The following is a 16,951-nucleotide window of genomic DNA, read 5'->3' on the forward strand; positions in this document are numbered from 1 at the left end:
CGGCACACCGGGACACCCCGCCACTTCGGGACACAGTGGCGGAGCGGAACGCGGAGAGCCGGTGTCACCACGGGCAGGCTCAGCCCCGTACCAGAGAAGAGAGCCGGCGGCGAACCGCGGACCGCAACCCCCTGATGTCCCCGGGACACCCGGCCCGCCCACCACCTGGCGCCCGGCCCCGGCCGGGCGCCACACGACGGAAGAATGACGGACAGTTCCGACCCGCCCACCCCGGAAGGGGTCGGAGTTCGCTGTGCGGGCTGGATTCATCACGTTCGGTGCTGATCCCCCATCTCTCGGGGTAGATGTAGATACGTCCGCACACCGACGCCCGGCCGGGTGGCCCGGTGTGCCCGCATCGCTCCGAGGAGACCGACACGCCATGGCCGAAACGCCACGTATCACTCTCAACAACGGCGTCACCATCCCGCAGATCGGCTTCGGCGTCTACCAGATCCCCGAGGCGGAGACCGCTGAGGCGGTGACCGCCGCACTCGAAGCCGGGTACCGCAGCATCGACACGGCAGCGATCTACCACAACGAGGCGGGGGTGGGCGCCGCCCTGAAGGCGGCCGGCATCCCCCGCGACGAGCTCTTCCTCACCACCAAGGTCTGGAACGCCGATCAGGGGTACGACGAGACCCTGCGCGCCTTCGACGCCAGCGTGGCCCGGCTCGGGGTGGACACCCTCGACCTGTACCTGATCCACTGGCCGACCCCGAAGCACGGCAGGTACCTGGACACCTGGCGGGCCCTGGAGGAGTTGCAGAACACCGGGCGGACCCGGGCGATCGGCGTCTCGAACTTCCTGCCCGAGCACCTGCGGGCGATCGCCGACCGGGGTGGCGTGATCCCGGCGGTGAACCAGATCGAGCTGCACCCGCACCTGCAGCAGCGGGCCGCCCAGGAGGCCAACGCCGAGTTGGGCGTGGTCACCGAGGCGTGGAGCCCGTTGGCGCAGGCGGCGGTGCTGAACGAGGACGTGGTGTCGTCGATCGCCGGGCAGCACGGCCGGTCGCCGGCACAGGTGGTGCTGCGCTGGCATGTGCAGCAGGGGCGGGTGGTGATTCCGAAATCGGTCACACCGGACCGGATCCGGGAGAACCTGAGGATCTTCGACTTCGAGCTGTCCGGGGACGAACTGGCAGCGATCGACGCGCTGGAGCGCGATGGGCGCACCGGTCCGCATCCGGACCACTTCAATTAGTAGTGATCGTCTCAGCAGGGCTACAGCAACCGCACAGGATGCGGCCCCATAGTTGAGACACGTCACCGCTCCAGGAGGATCCGATGTTCTACCTCATAGATCTGGCTTTGCTGCTCGTCCAGTTGCTGCTGGTCGCCCGCATGGTGCTGGACTGGAGCGTGACCCTGGCCGGGCCGGCCATGCCGGGTTCGTTCCGCTCCCGGGCGCTGAGCGGTGTCTACTCGGTCACCGAGCCGATGCTGGCACCGATCCGTAAGGTGCTGCCGCCGCTACGGGTCGGCGGCTTCGCGATCGACCTGGCGTTCATCGTCCTGTTCCTCGGCATCGGGATCATCCGGACGATCATCTGAGTCCTGTGACGGGCCGGCCTCGGCCGAGGCCGGCCCGATCTTTTCAGGACAACCGGTCCTCGACGAACTCCAGGGCCGCGATGTCGAAGAAGCCCCGGCCACCCTCGTGGCCGTCCCACTCGTAGACCTCGATCTGCTTCGGTGCGGCGACCGCGTTGTACGCCGCGAAGACCGTCGACGGCGGGCAGACCGCGTCCATCAGGGCCACCGAGACGATCGTCGGGGCGGTGATCCGCTTGGCGAAGTGGACGACGTCGATGTGATCGAGCGTTTCCAGGGTCTCCCGCGCCAGATGCGGATTGGCCCGCAGGAACTGGGTCACCTCACCGAACGGGTGGCTGTCGGTGATCGTGATCGCCCGGCGGATGTCACAGAGGAACGGGACCCCGGACACCACCGCGGACACCAGATCCGGCACCAGACCGGCGGCTGCCAGCGACAACCCGCCGCCCTGGCTCTTGCCGGTGACGACCAGACGCGAGGCGTCCACTCCCGGCAACTCCGCCGCGACCTCCACCGCCCGCGCCGCGTCGGTGAACAGCCGCCGGTAGTAGTACGTCTCCGGCGACCGCACACCGCGGGTCATGAACCCCGGCGAGGACGGTCCGCCGCCCGACTCGTCCGGGTCCGGGGTGTCCCCCGACCGCCACGAGCCGCCCTGTCCGCGGGTGTCCATCACCAGGTGGGCGTACCCGGCGCTGGCCCAGGTCAGCCAGTCGATCGGCAGGCCACGGCCACCGCCGTAACCGATGAACTCGACCACGACCGGCAGCGGGCCGGACGCCGAGGCCGGACGGTTCAGCCAGGCCTTGACCGGCTGGCCGGCGTACCCGCTGAAGGTCACGTCGTAGGTGGTGATGCCGCGCAACGGCGTGACCACCTCGGTCACCTTCGCCGCGGTGGCGGCCCGGCGTGCCGCGGCGAGGGTGCCGGTCCAGAAGTCGCCGAACCCGTCGGGCTCGACGCCGGCCGACCGGTACGTGCGCAGCTCGGGAAGCGGAAGGTCAAAGAGCGCCATACCCGATCACGCTAGGCCCTGCCGCGCCGTCATTCCAGACCTCGCGAGACGATGGCTGTGTGCCCGGACGACCACAGAAGGACCCGCACGTTCTGGAAGCGGTGCTGGAACGCCTGACCTATGTGAACGAGGAGACCGGGTACACCGTCGCCCGGGTCGCCACCGGCCGCGGCGACGACCTGCTCACCGTGGTCGGCGCGCTGCTCGGGGCCCAGCCCGGCGAGAGCCTGCGGCTGTCCGGCTGGTGGTCGTCGCATCCGCAGTACGGGCGGCAGTTCGAGGTGATCTCGTACACCACGATCCTGCCCGCGACGGTGCAGGGCATCCGGCGTTACCTGGGATCGGGACTGGTCAAGGGGATCGGCCCGGTCTTCGCCGAGAGGATCGTGGACCACTTCGGACTGGACACCCTGGACATCATCGAGGACGCCCCGGACCGGCTGATCGAGGTCGCCGGCCTGGGCCCGAAACGTACCGCGAAGATCACCGCGGCCTGGGCCGAGCAGAAGGCGATCAAGGAGGTGATGGTCTTCCTCCAGGGGGTGGGCGTGTCCACCTCGATCGCGGTCCGGATCTACAAGAAGTACGGCGACGCCAGCATCTCGGTGGTGCGCAACGAACCGTACAAGCTGGCCTCGGACGTCTGGGGAATCGGTTTCAAGACCGCGGACACCATCGCGCAGGCGGTCGGCATCCCGCACGACAGTCCCCAACGGGTGAAAGCCGGTCTGCAGTACACCCTGTCGCAGGCCACCGACAACGGGCACTGTTTCCTGCCGGCCGACGATCTGATCGCCGAGGCCGCCAAGATCCTCGATGTTCCCGGCGGACTGGTGCCGTCGTGCCTGGCTTCGCTGGTCGAGGAGGAGGGCGTGATCCGCGAGGACGACGCCGTCTACCTGGTGCCGTTCCACCGTGCTGAATTGTCGCTCTCCAGCAGCTTGTTGAAACTTCTGTCCGATGAATCGGACAGGATGCCGCACTTCCACGACGTCGACTGGGCCAAAGCCCTCGCCTGGCTCCACCAGCGAACCGGCAACTCGCTCGCCGAAGGTCAAGAAGAGGCCGTCAAACTCGCCCTCACCAGGAAGGTCGCCGTCCTGACCGGCGGCCCCGGCTGCGGCAAGAGCTTCACCGTCCGCTCGATCGTCGAACTCGCCGCCGCCAAGAAAGCGAAGATCCAGCTCGTCGCCCCGACCGGCCGTGCCGCCAAACGCCTCGCCGAACTCACCGGACACCCCGCCGCCACGGTGCACCGGCTGCTCAAACTCCAGCCCGGCGGCGACGCCACCTATGACCGGGACAATCCGCTCGACGCCGATCTGCTGGTCGTCGACGAGGCCAGCATGCTCGACCTGATCCTGGCGAACAAGCTGGTCAAGGCGATCCCGCCGGGCGCGCACCTGCTGCTGGTCGGCGACGTCGACCAGTTGCCGTCGGTGGGCGCCGGTGAGGTGCTGCGCGACCTGCTGGCCGCCGACGCGATCCCCCGGGTCCGGCTCACCCAGATCTTCCGGCAGGCCGCGGAGAGCGGCGTGGTCACCAACGCACACCGGGTCAACCGGGGCCGGCCGCCGCTGCTCGACGGCATGCAGGACTTCTTCCTGTTCGCCAGCGACGACACCGAGGCGACCGCCGGCCTCACCGTGGACGTCGCGTGCACCCGCATCCCCCGCAAGTTCGGTCTCGACCCACGCCGGGACGTGCAGATCCTCGCCCCGATGCACCGCGGGCCGGCCGGGGCCGGAGCGCTCAACACCCTGCTCCAGCAGCAGCTCACCCCCGGCCGGGAGGGCCTGCCGGAGAAACGGTTCGGCGGCCGGGTGTTCCGGGTCGGCGACAAGGTCACCCAGATCCGCAACAACTACGACAAGGGCGCCGCGGGGGTCTTCAACGGGACGGTGGGCGTGGTGACGGCGCTGTCGCCGGAGGAGCAGACGCTCACCGTGCGTACCGACGAAGACGAGATCATCGACTACGACTTCGACGAGCTCGACGAACTGGTACACGCCTATGCGATCACCATTCACCGGTCGCAGGGCTCGGAGTACCCCGCCGTGGTCATCCCGATCACCACCAGCGCGTGGATGATGCTGCAGCGCAACCTGCTCTACACCGCGATCACCCGGGCCAAACGATTGGTCGTGCTGGTGGGGTCGCGCCGGGCCCTCGCCGCCGCGGTGCGCACGGTCGGTGCGGGGAGACGCCACACCACGCTCACGCAGCGCCTTTCCCTCTAGGGGTACGCGGATAAGCGTCCACTTATGCACCATCGCTGCCCGCCTCGCCGGATCGGGACCGGCGTATCGATCGGGATACCCGTCCGGGTGAACCACCGATCCGTGGCGCCGAGTTTTTGCGTACCGAGTGCAAGAACTGTCGGTCATCCACGGAAGGACGTCCAGATGCGCAAGCGCAAGATGGCTACCCTGGTGGCGGCGGGTGCGGTGACGGTCGGCGGCCTCGCGGTCGCCCCGCTCACCTTCGCCGCCGAGGCACCCCGCAACGAATGTGCCGACGTACAACTCCTCGGCGCCCGGGGCACCACCGAACGCCCCGGCTTCGGGGTACTGATCGGGCCGCTCGCCGACCGGATCGTGGGCGACCTGCCGCAGACCGTGCGCGCCACCCCGGTCGACTACCCGGCGAACTTCAACTACAACGCCAGCGTCCGCCAGGGCGTCGCCGACCTGACCGAGAAGATGGAGGACACCGCGGCGGCCTGTCCACAGACGACGTTCGTCCTCGCCGGGTACTCCCAGGGCGCCGACGTGGTCGGTGACGCGATCACCGGCGAACTCTCCGACGAACTGGTCGGAAAGATCTCGTCGGTGATCCTGTTCGGCGACCCGACCTTCACCGCCGGCGAGGACTTCAACGTGACCGACGGCAACCGGTCGGGCATCTTCGCCCGGCGGGCCGGCAGCCTCGACGCGGTCGCCGACCGGACCCGGTCGTTCTGCAACCGCAACGACCGGTTCTGCCAGGGCGGCACCAGTCTCGCCGCGCACCTGGACTACAACAAGTTCATCCAGCAGGCGACCGACTTCGCCGCGGAGAACGCCGGATAGCACATATCCTCGTGAGCTGGGCGGCCATTCGGGAAATCAGACCGAATGGCCGCCTTTGCGCAACGGGAGTACGGCTGTTTCCGGCACCCGTCACACCGGTTGCCCGGATCGCTAGGGTGAGTCGTGGAAATGATTGTTCTTTTCGAAGAGTATTCACATCCACAAAAGCGATTCACGAGAAACACGGGGGTAATTCTCATGTTGCGTGCACTGACCACCGGCGCGGCCCTTCTGTCCACTCTGGCGATGTCCGCACCGGTCCAGGCGGCCCCGGCCGACCCGACACCGAACGAGATGATGATCATCGACGTGGTGTCCGCGAACGGCTCCGGCTGCCCGGACAACACCGCCCAGATCACGGTCTCGCCGGACAACCGGGCCTTCACCGTGACCTACTCGGAGTACACGGCCCAGGTCGGCCCGGGCGCCAAACCGCTCGACTTCCGCAAGAACTGCCAACTCGCCCTGGACATCAAGGTGCCGTCCGGATTCACGTTCGCCATCGCCAGCGCCGACTACCGTGGATTCGCCAGTCTGCAGCGCGGCTCATACGGGCAGTCGGCCGCCAACTACTACTTCCAGGGCCATTCCCAGAGCACCCGGATCGCGCACGACTTCCGCGGCCCGATGGAGCGGAACTGGCAGCACACCGACAGCGTCGGGATCACCAGCCTGAGTTACCTGAACTGCGGCGAACGCCGTTTCCTGAACATCAACACGGAATTGCGGGTCAACCGCGGTTCATCGGACACCCGCAGCGAGCTGAGCTTCCTTTCGATGGACGCCACCGACGCCGCCATCAACACCCTTTACCGGGTCGCCTGGAAGAAGTGCTGACCACTCGCGAAAAGGTGGCCGGCGCGGGCCGGCCACCGGCGGGCACCCTGTCGATGTCACTCCCCTTAGGTTGATCATGATTTTGACCGTCGACTCCGCTGCGGCAGCCATCACGTCTCTTCACGTCTGCCGAGCGCCGTCTCCGAGCGCCGTCTCCGAGCGCCGTCTCCGAGCGCCGTCTCCGAGCGCCGTCTCCGAGCGCCTCGCGCGTCGGCGCCGTTGAAGTCACTCGCGGCCTCCCCCGGGGCCGTCGCCGAGATCGGAAGAGGTCGAGTGGTGTTCCGGCCACCCCGGCCGTTGGCTGCCCCGGCCGTCGGTCATCCCAGCCGTTGGCCGCCCCGGCCGTCGGTCATCCCAGCCGTTGGCCACCCCCGGCCGTCGGTCATGGTCCGTCCGCGAGTCGAGAGCGACCGTGGTCGACGGCCGGGTCACCCGAGCCGTCACCCACGGCTGATTCCCACCCACCCGAACAGCCGCAGTCGACGGCCCGACCAGCACAGCCGTCGACAACGGTCCACCCGCGAACCGACAACGACCACGGTCGACGGCCGGGACACCCCGAGCCGTCACCCACGGCTGATTCCCGCCCACCCGAACAGCCGCAGTCGACGGCGCGAGACCACTCAGCTTACGTTGACCTTGGATGCGACCCCGCGCTGCGACAGACGGCTGAGCTGCCCTGATGTGACTGCCACTGTCAACGGCCGACGAGTCGGCGCGGCGAAGTGGATCGCATGGCTACTGGCGACGGCGTTGATCAAATTAAGCTAAGCGGCATCGGGCGCCCTGTTCCGGGGCCCTCCTTCTGTCGCGGTCGGTGGGCGCCCCTCGTTCAACGACGGCCGGTGATCGCCCTCGTTTTGACGACGGCCGGTGATCGTCAGATGCTCGGGGCATGCGCCACGCCGTCCTGCTCCCCGCTCTGGCCCTCGCCCTAGCCCTCCCACTCGCTGCGGCCGGATGTGCCACCCCGGATTCCCCGGCTGCACCGGCGCCGGTCGTGTCCGGTCGGGACTCCACGGCCCCGTCCGCCGGAGTCCCGGTCACGGCAAGCCCGGTCACGGCAAACCCGGTCACGGCAAGTCCGGTCACTGTCGATCTCGGTACGGTGGAGGAGCGCTACGGGGCCCGCCTCGGCGTCTACGCCGTGGACACCGGCACCGGCCGGGTCGTCACCCACCGGGCGGACGAGCGTTTCGCCCACGCCTCCACGTTCAAGGCGCTGCAGGCCGGGGTGGTGCTGCGAATCGCCTCGGACGCCGACCTGGACCGGGTGGTCACGTACCGGAAGCGTGATCTGCTGGCCCACGCTCCGATCACCGAGAAGCATGTGGCCACCGGCATGACGGTGCGGGACCTGCTCGACGCGTCCCTGCGGTACAGCGACAACACCGCCGCGAACCTGCTCTTCGCCACGATCGACGGCCCGGACGGCCTGGAACGGGAACTCCGCGCTCTCGGCGACACCACCACCAGCGTCGACCGGATCGAACCGGACCTGAACGAGGCCGCGCCCGGCGACACCCGGGACACCAGCACCGCCCGGGCCCTCGCCGCCGACCTGCAGAGCCTGCTGCTCGGCGACGCCCTGACCCCCGACCGCCGGCGGCTGCTGGACGGGTGGATGCGGGCCAACACGACCGGCGGGCCGTACATCCGGGCGGGCCTCCCGGACGGCTGGACGGCGGCCGACAAGACCGGGGCGGGCGGGTACGGGACCCGCAACGACATCGCCGTCCTCCACCCGCCGGCCGGCAGCCCGATCGTCCTGGCCGTCCTCTCCCGCCGTACCGCCGAGAACGCCGGCTCCGCCGACGCCCTGATCGCCGAAACCACTAAGTCGGTGCTGGCGGCTCTCGCCTGAGTGCCGTCTCTCAGATCATCGTTGAGGGGCCGTCGGCGGCACCCGGGCGACGACGAAAGCCCCCGCTCTTCACCCGGCCGCGGGCTCCGGGCCGACCTACGCCAGGAAGACGCGGGCCGGCTCTGCCGGGTAGAGGCGGACCGGGTAAAGGCGGGCCGGGTCGCGTCCGCTGAGCACTCAGAAGAACAGCGGCCCGATCAGCAGTGCGGTCGCGGTCGGCGTCCGGGGCGATCCGCTCCCACCTGGTCCGCGACCGGGGCTGGAACCGCCGCGACGTGCTCACCAAAGACCGGCATGGACTGAGGCATGTATCGAAGCAGCGTCAGCGGTCGCGGTCGACGAAGGCCGCCCACGGGTCCTCGGTGGGCGGTCTGCGACCGTTCCCCTCAGCGGCCGGTGTGACCTCGGCCGAGGAGGCGTCATCCGCCGCGATGCCACCGGTGGCGGGGGCGTCGGCGGCGGTGCTGGCGGCGGCCGGGAGGGGCTCGCGGGACGCCACGAAGGCGGCCAGGGCCGTGGTGATCGGGACCGCGGCGACCAGGCCGATCGTGCCGACCGCACTCCGGACCAGTTCCTGGGCGATCATCTGGGAGGTGAGGAGTTCGCCGACCGGGGTGTTGCCCGCCGCGAAGAGCAACATCAACGGCAGGGAGGCGCCCGCGTACGCCAGCACGATCGTATTGATCACCGAGGCGATGTGGGCGCGGCCGATCCGGGTCGCCGCACCGTAGAGGCGGCGGAAACCGTACGCCGGATTGGCGATGGCGAGTTCGGTGACCGTCGCCGACTGGGTGACCGTCACGTCGTCGAGCACCCCCAGTGAGCCGATCACGATGCCGGCCAGCAGCAGGCCGCGCATGTTCACCTCGGACTGGGTGATGGTCAGGTAGTTCGAGGTCTCGTCCGCCACCCCGGAGAGGGTCACCGCCCCGGTGGCCACCTCGGCCAGCACCGTCGTGATCGCCAGGCTGGCCAGGGTGCCGGCGACCGCGATGTGTGTGGTGGTGCTGAGGCCGTGTGTCAGGTACAGCACGATCAGCATGATCGCGGCGGAGCCGACCACCGCCACCATGATCGGCGACCGGCCGTCCAGGATCGCCGGGACGATGAAGAAGAGCAGGATGACGAAGGTTACCGCCAGCCCGGCCAGCGCGGTCAGCCCCCGCCATCGGCCGAACGCCACCACCGCCAGGGCGAACGCGGCGCCGAGCAGCCACAGTTCGCGGGACCGTTCGTGGTCGGAGATCGAGTACTGGTAGCCGCCGTCGTCGCTCTCCAGGGCCAGCATGGTCACCTCGTCGCCGGCCTCGACCTCCGGCGCGCCCGGGCCGCTCGGGACGTCGGTGGTGATCTCTTTGCCGTCGTCGACGCCGCTGGTGACCCGGACGGTGACCGTGCCGCAGTTCTCCTCCGGGGTGTCGCCTTCGGGCACCGGGGCGCACTCCTGCGCCACGACCCGGACGACCTCGCCGGTGACCCGCAGCGGACCGTCGCCCTCGGTGGCCTGCGGGGTGTCGTGCGGCCAGAGCAGCAGCATGCCCAGCGCGGTGAGCAGCACCGCCGGGATCAGCAGGAACAGTGTGAGCCGGCGGGCGTGTGGGAGGACCGGCGACCGGCCCGGGGCATGGTGATGGTGGTCGTGGCCGGCGGTCATGCTGCTCCTCGGTCGCGGTCGGCGGCGGTCTGTCCTGCCGAACCGTACCCGCGGGCCCTGTTCAGGGGGTGAAGCGCTCCCGGGCGGCGGCGCGCTCCCGGGCGGTCCGGCCGAACACCAGATAGAAGTCGGTGACCGCGAGGGTCAGTACGGGACGCCGTCCGGCCAGGTAGCCGAGGGGCCCGGCCGGATCGGGACGCCACGCCGCTTTCCCCGTACGCAATCCGGCGCGGCCTCGCACCGGTGTGCGCCGGACCTGACCGCCGAGCGCCTGGGCGACGGAGAAGGCCACCGGGACCCGGCCGGGCAGCTGCCGCCCGAGCCGGACCGTCGCGGAACCGATGGGCGCGGACGCGGCGGAGGCGAAGGCGGACACCGCCGCCGCCGAGGAGGAGATCTGCAGTTCGGCCAACTCCTTGGGGATGCCCCACAGTCGCCGGCCGCCCTCCCGGGAGGCCATGCTGTCCACCCAGATGTCGGTGATGCTGACCCGGGGCCGGCCGCGCTCGTGGACCAGCACGGCGCTGAGGAGTTCCCGGTAATGCAGAACGCCGCCGGGTTCGTAGTGAACCCAGGCGGCGCCGACGGCGGCCCGGCCCGCGACGGTCACCGGGGAGACCGTCGTGTTCAGGACCGCGGGCAGCGCGGGGAGCGCCGCCCGGGGGACCAGGAAGATCGAGAGGTACATCTGACCGCGCAGATGCCAAGGCTCAGGCGGGTACATGCCTTCACCTTGACATCCACAAGCGTCGTTACGCCAGGCTCAGTAGCGGAAGCGGGAGACCACCGCCTGCAGCTGGGCCGCCGTCGTGGTCAGCTCCTCGGCCGCGTGCCGGGTGTCGCCGACGGTGTCGGTGGTCCGGCGGGCCGCCTGGTTGAGGCCGGTGATCGTCTTCTGGATCTCGCCGGCGCCGACCGCGGCCGTGGAGAGGGTCCGGTTCATCTCCTGCGTGGTCGCGGTCTGCTCCTCCACCGCGGAGGCGATGGTCAGCTGCAGGCTGTTGATCCGCTCGATGATCGCCGAGATCTCGCCGATCGCGGTGACCGCGCCGGAGGTGTCCGCCTGGATGGTCTGCACCCGCTGCGAGATGTCCTCGGTCGCCTTCGCCGTCTCCTGGGCCAGGTCCTTGACCTCGCCGGCGACGACCGCGAAGCCCTTGCCCACCTCGCCGGCCCGGGCCGCCTCGATGGTCGCGTTGAGGGCGAGCAGGTTGGTCTGCTCGGCGATGCTGGTGATCACCTTGACCACCGTGGCGATCTCCTCGGACGAGGAGCCGAGCCGGGCCACGATCTCGTTGGTCGCCGAGGCCACCTGCACGGCCTGGGCGGCCACCTCGGTCGCCGCGGCGGTCGAGGCGCTGATGTCGCGGATCGCCGAGCCCATCTCCTGCGAGCCGGCCGAGACCACCTGCAGGTTGTTGTTGACCACCTCGGCCGCCTGCGCGACGTTGCCGGCCTGCTGCGACGAGTCGTTGGCGGCCGAGTCGACGGCCACCGCGACCGAGCTGAGCTGCCCGGCCGCCGACTGGACCGTGCTGACGTTGCCGGCGAGTCGCACGACGTCCTCGCGGAGCCGGGCGATGCCGCGGTCCAGGGAGGCGGCCATCCGGCCGATCTCGTCCTGGGTGCGGACCCCGGAGGTGCGGGTCAGGTCACCTTCGGCGAGCCCCTCGGCCAGCCGGGACACCCCGTGCACCGTGTCGCCGACGACCTTCGCCACCCGCCAGCTCAGCGCCAGGCTGAGCAGCACACCGGCCAGGAGCAGACCACCGATCAGGTACGCGGCCTGCCGTCCCGCCGCATCCGCGTCCTTGATGTTCTGGTCGGAGATCGCGGTGGCGCTCTCCTGCAGGGCGGTCTGGTCGGCGGTGAGCGCGTCGTGCAGCGCGACGTAGTCGGTCAGCGCCTGGGTCAGCTCCGCCGCGCTCGCGCCGGTCCGGTCGGTGGCCACCAGCTCGGTGAAGCTCGCCCAGTGCTTCTTCGCCCCGGCCACCGTCGCGTCGCCCGGCAGGGTGGTGCCCAGCGAGGCGAGGGCCGCGTCGACGGCCTTCTCGTTCTGCGTCATCAGCTTCTTGAGGTCGGATGCCAGGTCCGGGTACAGCTTGATCGAGTTCGAGTTGCCGACGTACGACTCGATGTTCTTGCTGAACGAGCCCACCGCCTGTTCGATCGCCATCGTCTGGCGCTGGGCCTGAGCCGCATCGCTGTTCAGGCGGAAGACCGTGGAGATCGCCACCGTGCCGACGATCGCTCCGCTGACGGCCGCCGTGAGCGCCGCAGCACCGATCTTCGTCCGCAGAGAGCGGTTGTCGAACAACCCACCCAGACCCATATGTTCGCCCCTCAGATCATCCGTACGACTCGGCGGGATGAATCGGCACCGGGGTGGCGTGGTTTAGCCCTCGGCGACCCCGGCCAGAGCCCGGAAGATCAACGCGGTCGAGGTGGCGCCCGGATCCTGGTGTCCGACGCTGCGTTCGCCCAGATAGGATGCGCGTCCCTTGCGTGCCGTCATCGCGGTGGTGGCCGCCGCGCCCTCCTCCGCGGCCCGGGCCGCGGCCGCGGTCGCCTGCGCCAGACCGGATCCGGCGGCCACCGCGGCGGCGAAGGCCTCCAGCGCCGGGGCGTACGCGTCCACGATGGTCTTGTCCCCCGGCGCGGCCCCGCCCAGTGCGCGCACCGCGTCGAGTCCCGCGTGCAGGCCGGTCAGGAGTTCTTCGGGTGTCACCGTGGTGCCGGACGGGAGCGCCTTGCCGAGGGCCCGCAGGGCGGAGCCGTACAGCGGGCCGGACGCGCCGCCCACCTTCGAGATCAGCGTCGAGCCGGCCTTGACCAGCACCTCGGCGACGGTTGCCGGTGGGGTGCCGTCCAGTCCGGAGATGACCGCGGCGAAACCCCGGGTCAGGTTCACCCCGTGGTCGCCGTCGCCGATCGCGGCGTCCAGGCGGGTCAGGCGGTCGGCTTCGGCGGTGACGGCACCGGCCGTGGCGCGCAGCCAGGCGCAGGCGAGGGCGACGTCCATCAGGCACCCCACCGCAGGCCGGGGGTGTTCACCGGGGCGTCCCAGAGCCGCAGCATCTCGTCGTCCACGGCGGTCAGGGTGATCGACAGGCCGGCCATGTCCAGGCTGGTCACGTAGTTGCCGACCAGCCGGCGGGCAATCGTCACGCCCCGGTCGGCCAGGACCGCGGCGACCTCGCCGTAGACCAGGTAAAGCTCGATCAGCGGGGTCGCCCCGAGGCCGTTGACCAGCACGATCACCCGGTCCGGGAACTCCTTCGCGTCCAGGATGGCGTCCAGGGCGTCGTGCACCAGTGCCCGTGCGGGCCGCAGCTTCTCCCGGCGGCGCCCCGGTTCGCCGTGGATGCCGACCCCGGCCTCGATCTCGTCGTCCGGCAGGTCGAATCCGGGACGGCCGGCGGCGGGGGTGGTTCCGGCGCTCAGCGCGTACGCGAAAGAGGCCGAAGCGGCATTGACCGCGCGTCCGACCGCCGCCACCGCGGCCAGGTCCGCGCCCTCGGCGGCACGGGCGCCGGCGATCTTCTCCACCAGCAGGGTGGCGCCGGTGCCGCGGCGCCCGGCCGTCCAGGTCGAGTCCCGCACCGCCACGTCGTCGTCGACCAGCACGGTCTCGACGGCGATCCCCTCGTCGGCGGCGAGTTCCGCGGCGAGTTGGAAGTTCATCACGTCGCCGGTGTAGTTCTTGACCACGTGCACCACGCCCGCGCCGCCGTCGACCGCCCGGGTGGCCGCGATGATCTGGTCCGGCACCGGCGAGGTGAAGATCTCGCCGGGGCAGGCCGCGTCGAGCATGCCGGGGCCGACGAATCCGCCGTGCAGGGGCTCGTGCCCGGAGCCGCCGCCGGAGACCAGCGCGACCCGTCCCGCCCGCGGCGCGCCGGCCCGGGTGATGAACCGTTCGGTCAGGTCGACGCGCAGTTCGGGATGGGCGGCGGCGAGCCCGGTCAGCGCCTCGGCGACCACGTCGGCGGGGTCATTGATGAACTTCTTCACAGTCGGCGCCTCTCCTTCTCGTGGAGCATGCTTTCCCTGCAGCATGGTCGCGCCGGGCGATCAGGCCAATACCATTGCGTGGCATGGCGCTCGTTGGGATCGTTCTGGTGTCGCACAGCCCCCGTCTCGCGGAGGGTGTCGGTGATCTGCTCGCGCAGGTCGCGACCGATGAGGTGCGCGTGGAGCCGGCCGGAGGCACCGACGACGGTGGTCTCGGGACCAGTTCGTCGTTGATCGCCGCCGCGGTCCGGCGTGCGGAGACCGGGGCCGGGGTGGTGATCCTCGCCGATCTGGGCAGTGCGGTGCTGACCACCCGCACGGTTCTGGAGGATCTGCCGCCCGGCCCGGTGCTGGTGGACGCGCCGTTCGTGGAGGGCGCGGTCGCCGCGGCGGTGCTGGCCTCCACCGGCGCGGATCTCGAGACGGTCGCCGCGGCCGCGAGGGAGGCCCGCGATGTCGGCAAGTTCTGAGATCCCGGTGGTGCTGCCGGCCGCGTTGCACGCCCGTCCGGCCGGGGAGGTGGTCCGGGCCGCGGCCCGCTTCCAGGCTCTTCTGGAGGTACGCCACGGTGAGCGTTCCGCCGACGCCCGCAGCGCTCTGCGGCTGATGGCGCTGGGCGCGCTCGCCGGGACGACGGTCGTCGTGCACGCCACCGGCGACGACGCGGCCGCTGCCGCCGCGGCGGTGGCCGCCGTGCTGTCCGCCGCCTCCTGATCCGGGTCCGAAACTTTCGGTGCCGCTGAGCTGGGACGATCATGACTGAACCGGTTGAGGTTTCCGGAACATGTCGGTAGCGTTTCGACAAACGTCGATGGCCTGTCGGCGCTTCCAGACCCCCGCTGGAGAACCTCATGACCCGTCCCCGCACCGTGTTCGCCGCGCTGGCCTCCGGGCTGGTCGCGGCGGGCACGTTCGCCGCCCTCACCCCCACCGCCGACGCGGCCACCACCCTCGGCGCGGCCGCCGCCGCACAGGGCCGCTACTTCGGCACCGCGGTCGCCGCCTACAAACTGTCCGACACGGTCTACGCCGGGATCCTCGACCGCGAGTTCACCTCGGTCACACCGGAGAACGAGATGAAGTGGGACGCCACCGAGCCGTCCCAGGGCACGTTCAACTACACCTCGGCCGACACGATCGTGAACCGGGCGATCGCCAACGGCCAGAAGATCCGTGGACACGCTCTGGCCTGGCACTCGCAGCAGCCGGCCTGGGCGCAGAACCTGAGCGGCACCGCGCTGCGCAACGCCATGGTCAACCACGTCACCCAGGTCGCCACCCACTACCGCGGCAAGATCGACTCGTGGGACGTGGTCAACGAGGCGTTCGCCGACGGCTCGACCGGCGCCCGCCGCGACTCCAACCTGCAACGGACCGGCAACGACTGGATCGAGGTGGCGTTCCGCACCGCGCGGGCCGCCGACCCGGCCGCGAAACTCTGCTACAACGACTACAACACCGACGGCCAGAACGCGAAGAGCAACGCGGTGTACGCGCTGGTCCAGGACTTCAAGGCCCGCGGCGTGCCGATCGACTGCGTCGGCTTCCAGTCGCACTTCAACGCGGCGTCCCCGCTGCCCGCGGACTACCAGGCCAACCTGCAGCGCTTCGCGAACCTGGGCGTCGACGTGCAGATCACCGAACTCGACATCGAGGGCTCCGGCACCGCACAGGCGGACAGCTTCGCGGCGGTGACCCGCGCCTGCCTCGCGGTGACCCGCTGCAACGGCATCACCGTCTGGGGCATCCGGGACACCGACTCGTGGCGGGCCAGCGGCACCCCCCTGCTCTTCGACGGCAACGGGAACCCGAAGGCGGCGTACACCGCGGTCCTGAACGCCCTGGGCGGCACGGTCACCCCGTCGTCGCCGCCGGTCTCGTCGCCGCCGGTCACATCACCGACCCCGTCCACCTCGGTGCCGGCCGGCGCCTGCTCGGCGACGGTCTCGGTGAACGCCTGGACCGGCGGTTTCGTCGCCACGGTGAAGGTGACCGCGGGCACCGCCGCGATCACCGGCTGGCGGGTCGCGGCGACGCTGCCCGGCGGGAGCGCCGTGACGAGCACCTGGAACGCGACGGCCGCCGGCACGAGCGGCACGGTGACGTTCACGAACGCCTCCTACAACGGGCGGCTCACGGCGGGCGGCAGCACCGAGTTCGGCTTCCAGGGCACCGGCACCGCACCCGGCACCACCCCCACCTGCACCCCCGCCTGACCCCTCACGTGGTGGAGTCTCCGGGCACCGGCGCACCCTGCCCGGTGCCCGGAGTTCCCTGGTGAAGCCGGTGACGTGCACCGGCACCCAGGCCCGGCAGCGGACCTGCGACGCCGCAGCGGCAGATCGTGTCGGGAACCTGAGGTCACCGCAGCGGCAGATCGCGTCGGGAACCTGAGGTCACCGCAGCGGCAGATCGCGTCGGGAACCTGAGATCACCGCACCCGGGCCTGTTCGGGGGCCGGGCGCGGGGCGGGGATCTCGGCCGGGCCGCCCAGCAGCAGCTGCCAGAGCCGGGCCGCCTCCGGACCGCGGATGCCGAACCCGCGGATGAACAGGTCCAGCGTGGACGCGCTGAGCCGGTCCTGGGCGAGCGCCCGCCGCACCCGGTCGCGCAGTCCACGATGGTGAGCGCCGTCGGGACTGTCCCGCTCCGCGGTCCGGGCCAGCACCTTCGCCACCGCGCTGAAATGGATCTCCGCGGGCCCCTCCCGGTCGACCATCCGCAGCCAGACATGCCGGTACGGACCCGTCAGCAGGTCACGCAGATGGGACGCACAGATCGACTGCCGTCCCGGTTCGTCGGTCACCGCCACCCGTTCCCCTGATGCGTGTGCGCCATAGCTGCGCCAGACCGTTTCTACGGTTGACGTTCAATCAACGAGCGCATCCACGAAGGGTTTCGTGCCCGTCCATGACCATCACGACCTCGCCCGCCGA

16 protein-coding genes are annotated in these 16,951 nt (G+C 70.5%); 9 read left to right on the forward strand and 7 right to left on the reverse strand.

Annotated elements, in window-relative coordinates; genetic code table 11:
* Positions 1 to 382: 382 nt before the first annotated feature.
* Together WH85_RS23560 and WH85_RS23565 are read left to right on the forward strand one after the other, a co-directional pair.
* Positions 383 to 1,207, forward strand: coding sequence for an aldo/keto reductase (locus WH85_RS23560; protein WP_045744150.1), 825 nt, complete (start codon positions 383 to 385; stop codon positions 1,205 to 1,207).
* Positions 1,208 to 1,290: 83 nt separating this feature from the next.
* Positions 1,291 to 1,557, forward strand: coding sequence for a YggT family protein (locus WH85_RS23565; protein WP_045744151.1), 267 nt, complete (start codon positions 1,291 to 1,293; stop codon positions 1,555 to 1,557).
* A gap of 43 nt (positions 1,558 to 1,600) precedes the next feature.
* On the opposite strand, the gene WH85_RS23570 is transcribed toward WH85_RS23565, so the two are convergent.
* The gene (locus WH85_RS23570) at positions 1,601 to 2,575 is read right to left on the reverse strand and encodes an acetylxylan esterase (protein ID WP_045744152.1); all 975 of its coding nucleotides are present in this window, start codon (positions 2,573 to 2,575) and stop codon (positions 1,601 to 1,603) included.
* A 59-nt stretch (positions 2,576 to 2,634) separates the two neighbouring features.
* Here WH85_RS23570 and recD2 point away from each other — a divergent pair, with 59 nt between their 5' ends.
* From recD2 to bla, 4 genes are all read left to right on the forward strand, one after another.
* On the forward strand, positions 2,635 to 4,815 hold the full coding sequence (gene recD2, locus WH85_RS23575) for an SF1B family DNA helicase RecD2 (RefSeq protein WP_045744153.1): 2,181 nt from the start codon (positions 2,635 to 2,637) through the stop codon (positions 4,813 to 4,815).
* A 165-nt stretch (positions 4,816 to 4,980) separates the two neighbouring features.
* Positions 4,981 to 5,646, forward strand: a complete 666-nt coding sequence (locus tag WH85_RS47335) for a cutinase family protein (RefSeq protein WP_052720742.1) — start codon at positions 4,981 to 4,983, stop codon at positions 5,644 to 5,646.
* Positions 5,647 to 5,844: 198 nt separating this feature from the next.
* A complete protein-coding gene (locus tag WH85_RS23585; protein WP_045744154.1) occupies positions 5,845 to 6,483 on the forward strand; it encodes a DUF4360 domain-containing protein in 639 nt (212 codons plus the stop codon).
* 895 nt (positions 6,484 to 7,378) lie between these two features.
* On the forward strand, positions 7,379 to 8,347 hold the full coding sequence (gene bla, locus WH85_RS23590) for a class A beta-lactamase (RefSeq protein WP_045744155.1): 969 nt from the start codon (positions 7,379 to 7,381) through the stop codon (positions 8,345 to 8,347).
* Positions 8,348 to 8,669: 322 nt separating this feature from the next.
* On the opposite strand, the gene WH85_RS23595 is transcribed toward bla, so the two are convergent.
* The 5 genes from WH85_RS23595 to dhaK all read right to left on the reverse strand — a co-directional run bounded on the left by WH85_RS23595 (position 8,670) and on the right by dhaK (position 14,015).
* A complete protein-coding gene (locus tag WH85_RS23595) occupies positions 8,670 to 10,001 on the reverse strand; it encodes a YibE/F family protein (RefSeq protein WP_045744156.1) in 1,332 nt (443 codons plus the stop codon).
* A gap of 61 nt (positions 10,002 to 10,062) precedes the next feature.
* On the reverse strand, positions 10,063 to 10,725 hold the full coding sequence (locus tag WH85_RS23600; RefSeq protein ID WP_045744157.1) for an acetoacetate decarboxylase family protein: 663 nt from the start codon (positions 10,723 to 10,725) through the stop codon (positions 10,063 to 10,065).
* A gap of 39 nt (positions 10,726 to 10,764) precedes the next feature.
* Positions 10,765 to 12,333: a methyl-accepting chemotaxis protein gene (locus tag WH85_RS23605; RefSeq protein ID WP_045744158.1), complete on the reverse strand. Its 1,569-nt coding sequence runs from the start codon at positions 12,331 to 12,333 to the stop codon at positions 10,765 to 10,767.
* Between the two features lie 63 nt (positions 12,334 to 12,396).
* Positions 12,397 to 13,023: a dihydroxyacetone kinase subunit DhaL gene (gene dhaL / locus WH85_RS23610; protein WP_045744159.1), complete on the reverse strand. Its 627-nt coding sequence runs from the start codon at positions 13,021 to 13,023 to the stop codon at positions 12,397 to 12,399.
* Positions 13,023 to 14,015 (reverse strand): dihydroxyacetone kinase subunit DhaK, encoded by a 993-nt coding sequence (gene dhaK, locus WH85_RS23615; RefSeq protein WP_045744160.1) that lies wholly within the window; start codon positions 14,013 to 14,015, stop codon positions 13,023 to 13,025. The genes dhaL and dhaK overlap by 1 nt, the downstream gene beginning before the upstream one ends.
* An 83-nt stretch (positions 14,016 to 14,098) precedes the next feature.
* Between dhaK and dhaM the strand changes: the two genes are divergently transcribed.
* From dhaM to WH85_RS23630, 3 genes are all read left to right on the forward strand, one after another.
* Complete coding sequence (gene dhaM / locus WH85_RS23620) at positions 14,099 to 14,485, forward strand: dihydroxyacetone kinase phosphoryl donor subunit DhaM (RefSeq protein WP_045744161.1); 387 nt, start codon at positions 14,099 to 14,101, stop codon at positions 14,483 to 14,485.
* Positions 14,469 to 14,729 (forward strand): HPr family phosphocarrier protein, encoded by a 261-nt coding sequence (locus WH85_RS23625; protein ID WP_045744162.1) that lies wholly within the window; start codon positions 14,469 to 14,471, stop codon positions 14,727 to 14,729. Before dhaM ends, WH85_RS23625 begins: the two co-directional genes overlap by 17 nt.
* Positions 14,730 to 14,866: 137 nt before the next feature.
* Positions 14,867 to 16,231, forward strand: a complete 1,365-nt coding sequence (locus WH85_RS23630) for a glycoside hydrolase family 10 protein (protein ID WP_045744163.1) — start codon at positions 14,867 to 14,869, stop codon at positions 16,229 to 16,231.
* Positions 16,232 to 16,446: 215 nt separating this feature from the next.
* Here WH85_RS23630 and WH85_RS23635 read toward each other — a convergent pair whose 3' ends face one another.
* On the reverse strand, positions 16,447 to 16,821 hold the full coding sequence (locus WH85_RS23635; protein ID WP_157411188.1) for a hypothetical protein: 375 nt from the start codon (positions 16,819 to 16,821) through the stop codon (positions 16,447 to 16,449).
* Between the last annotated feature and the right edge of the window lie 130 nt (positions 16,822 to 16,951).

The organism is Actinoplanes rectilineatus (genome assembly GCF_000962825.1).
GTDB lineage: Bacteria > Actinomycetota > Actinomycetes > Mycobacteriales > Micromonosporaceae > Actinoplanes > Actinoplanes rectilineatus.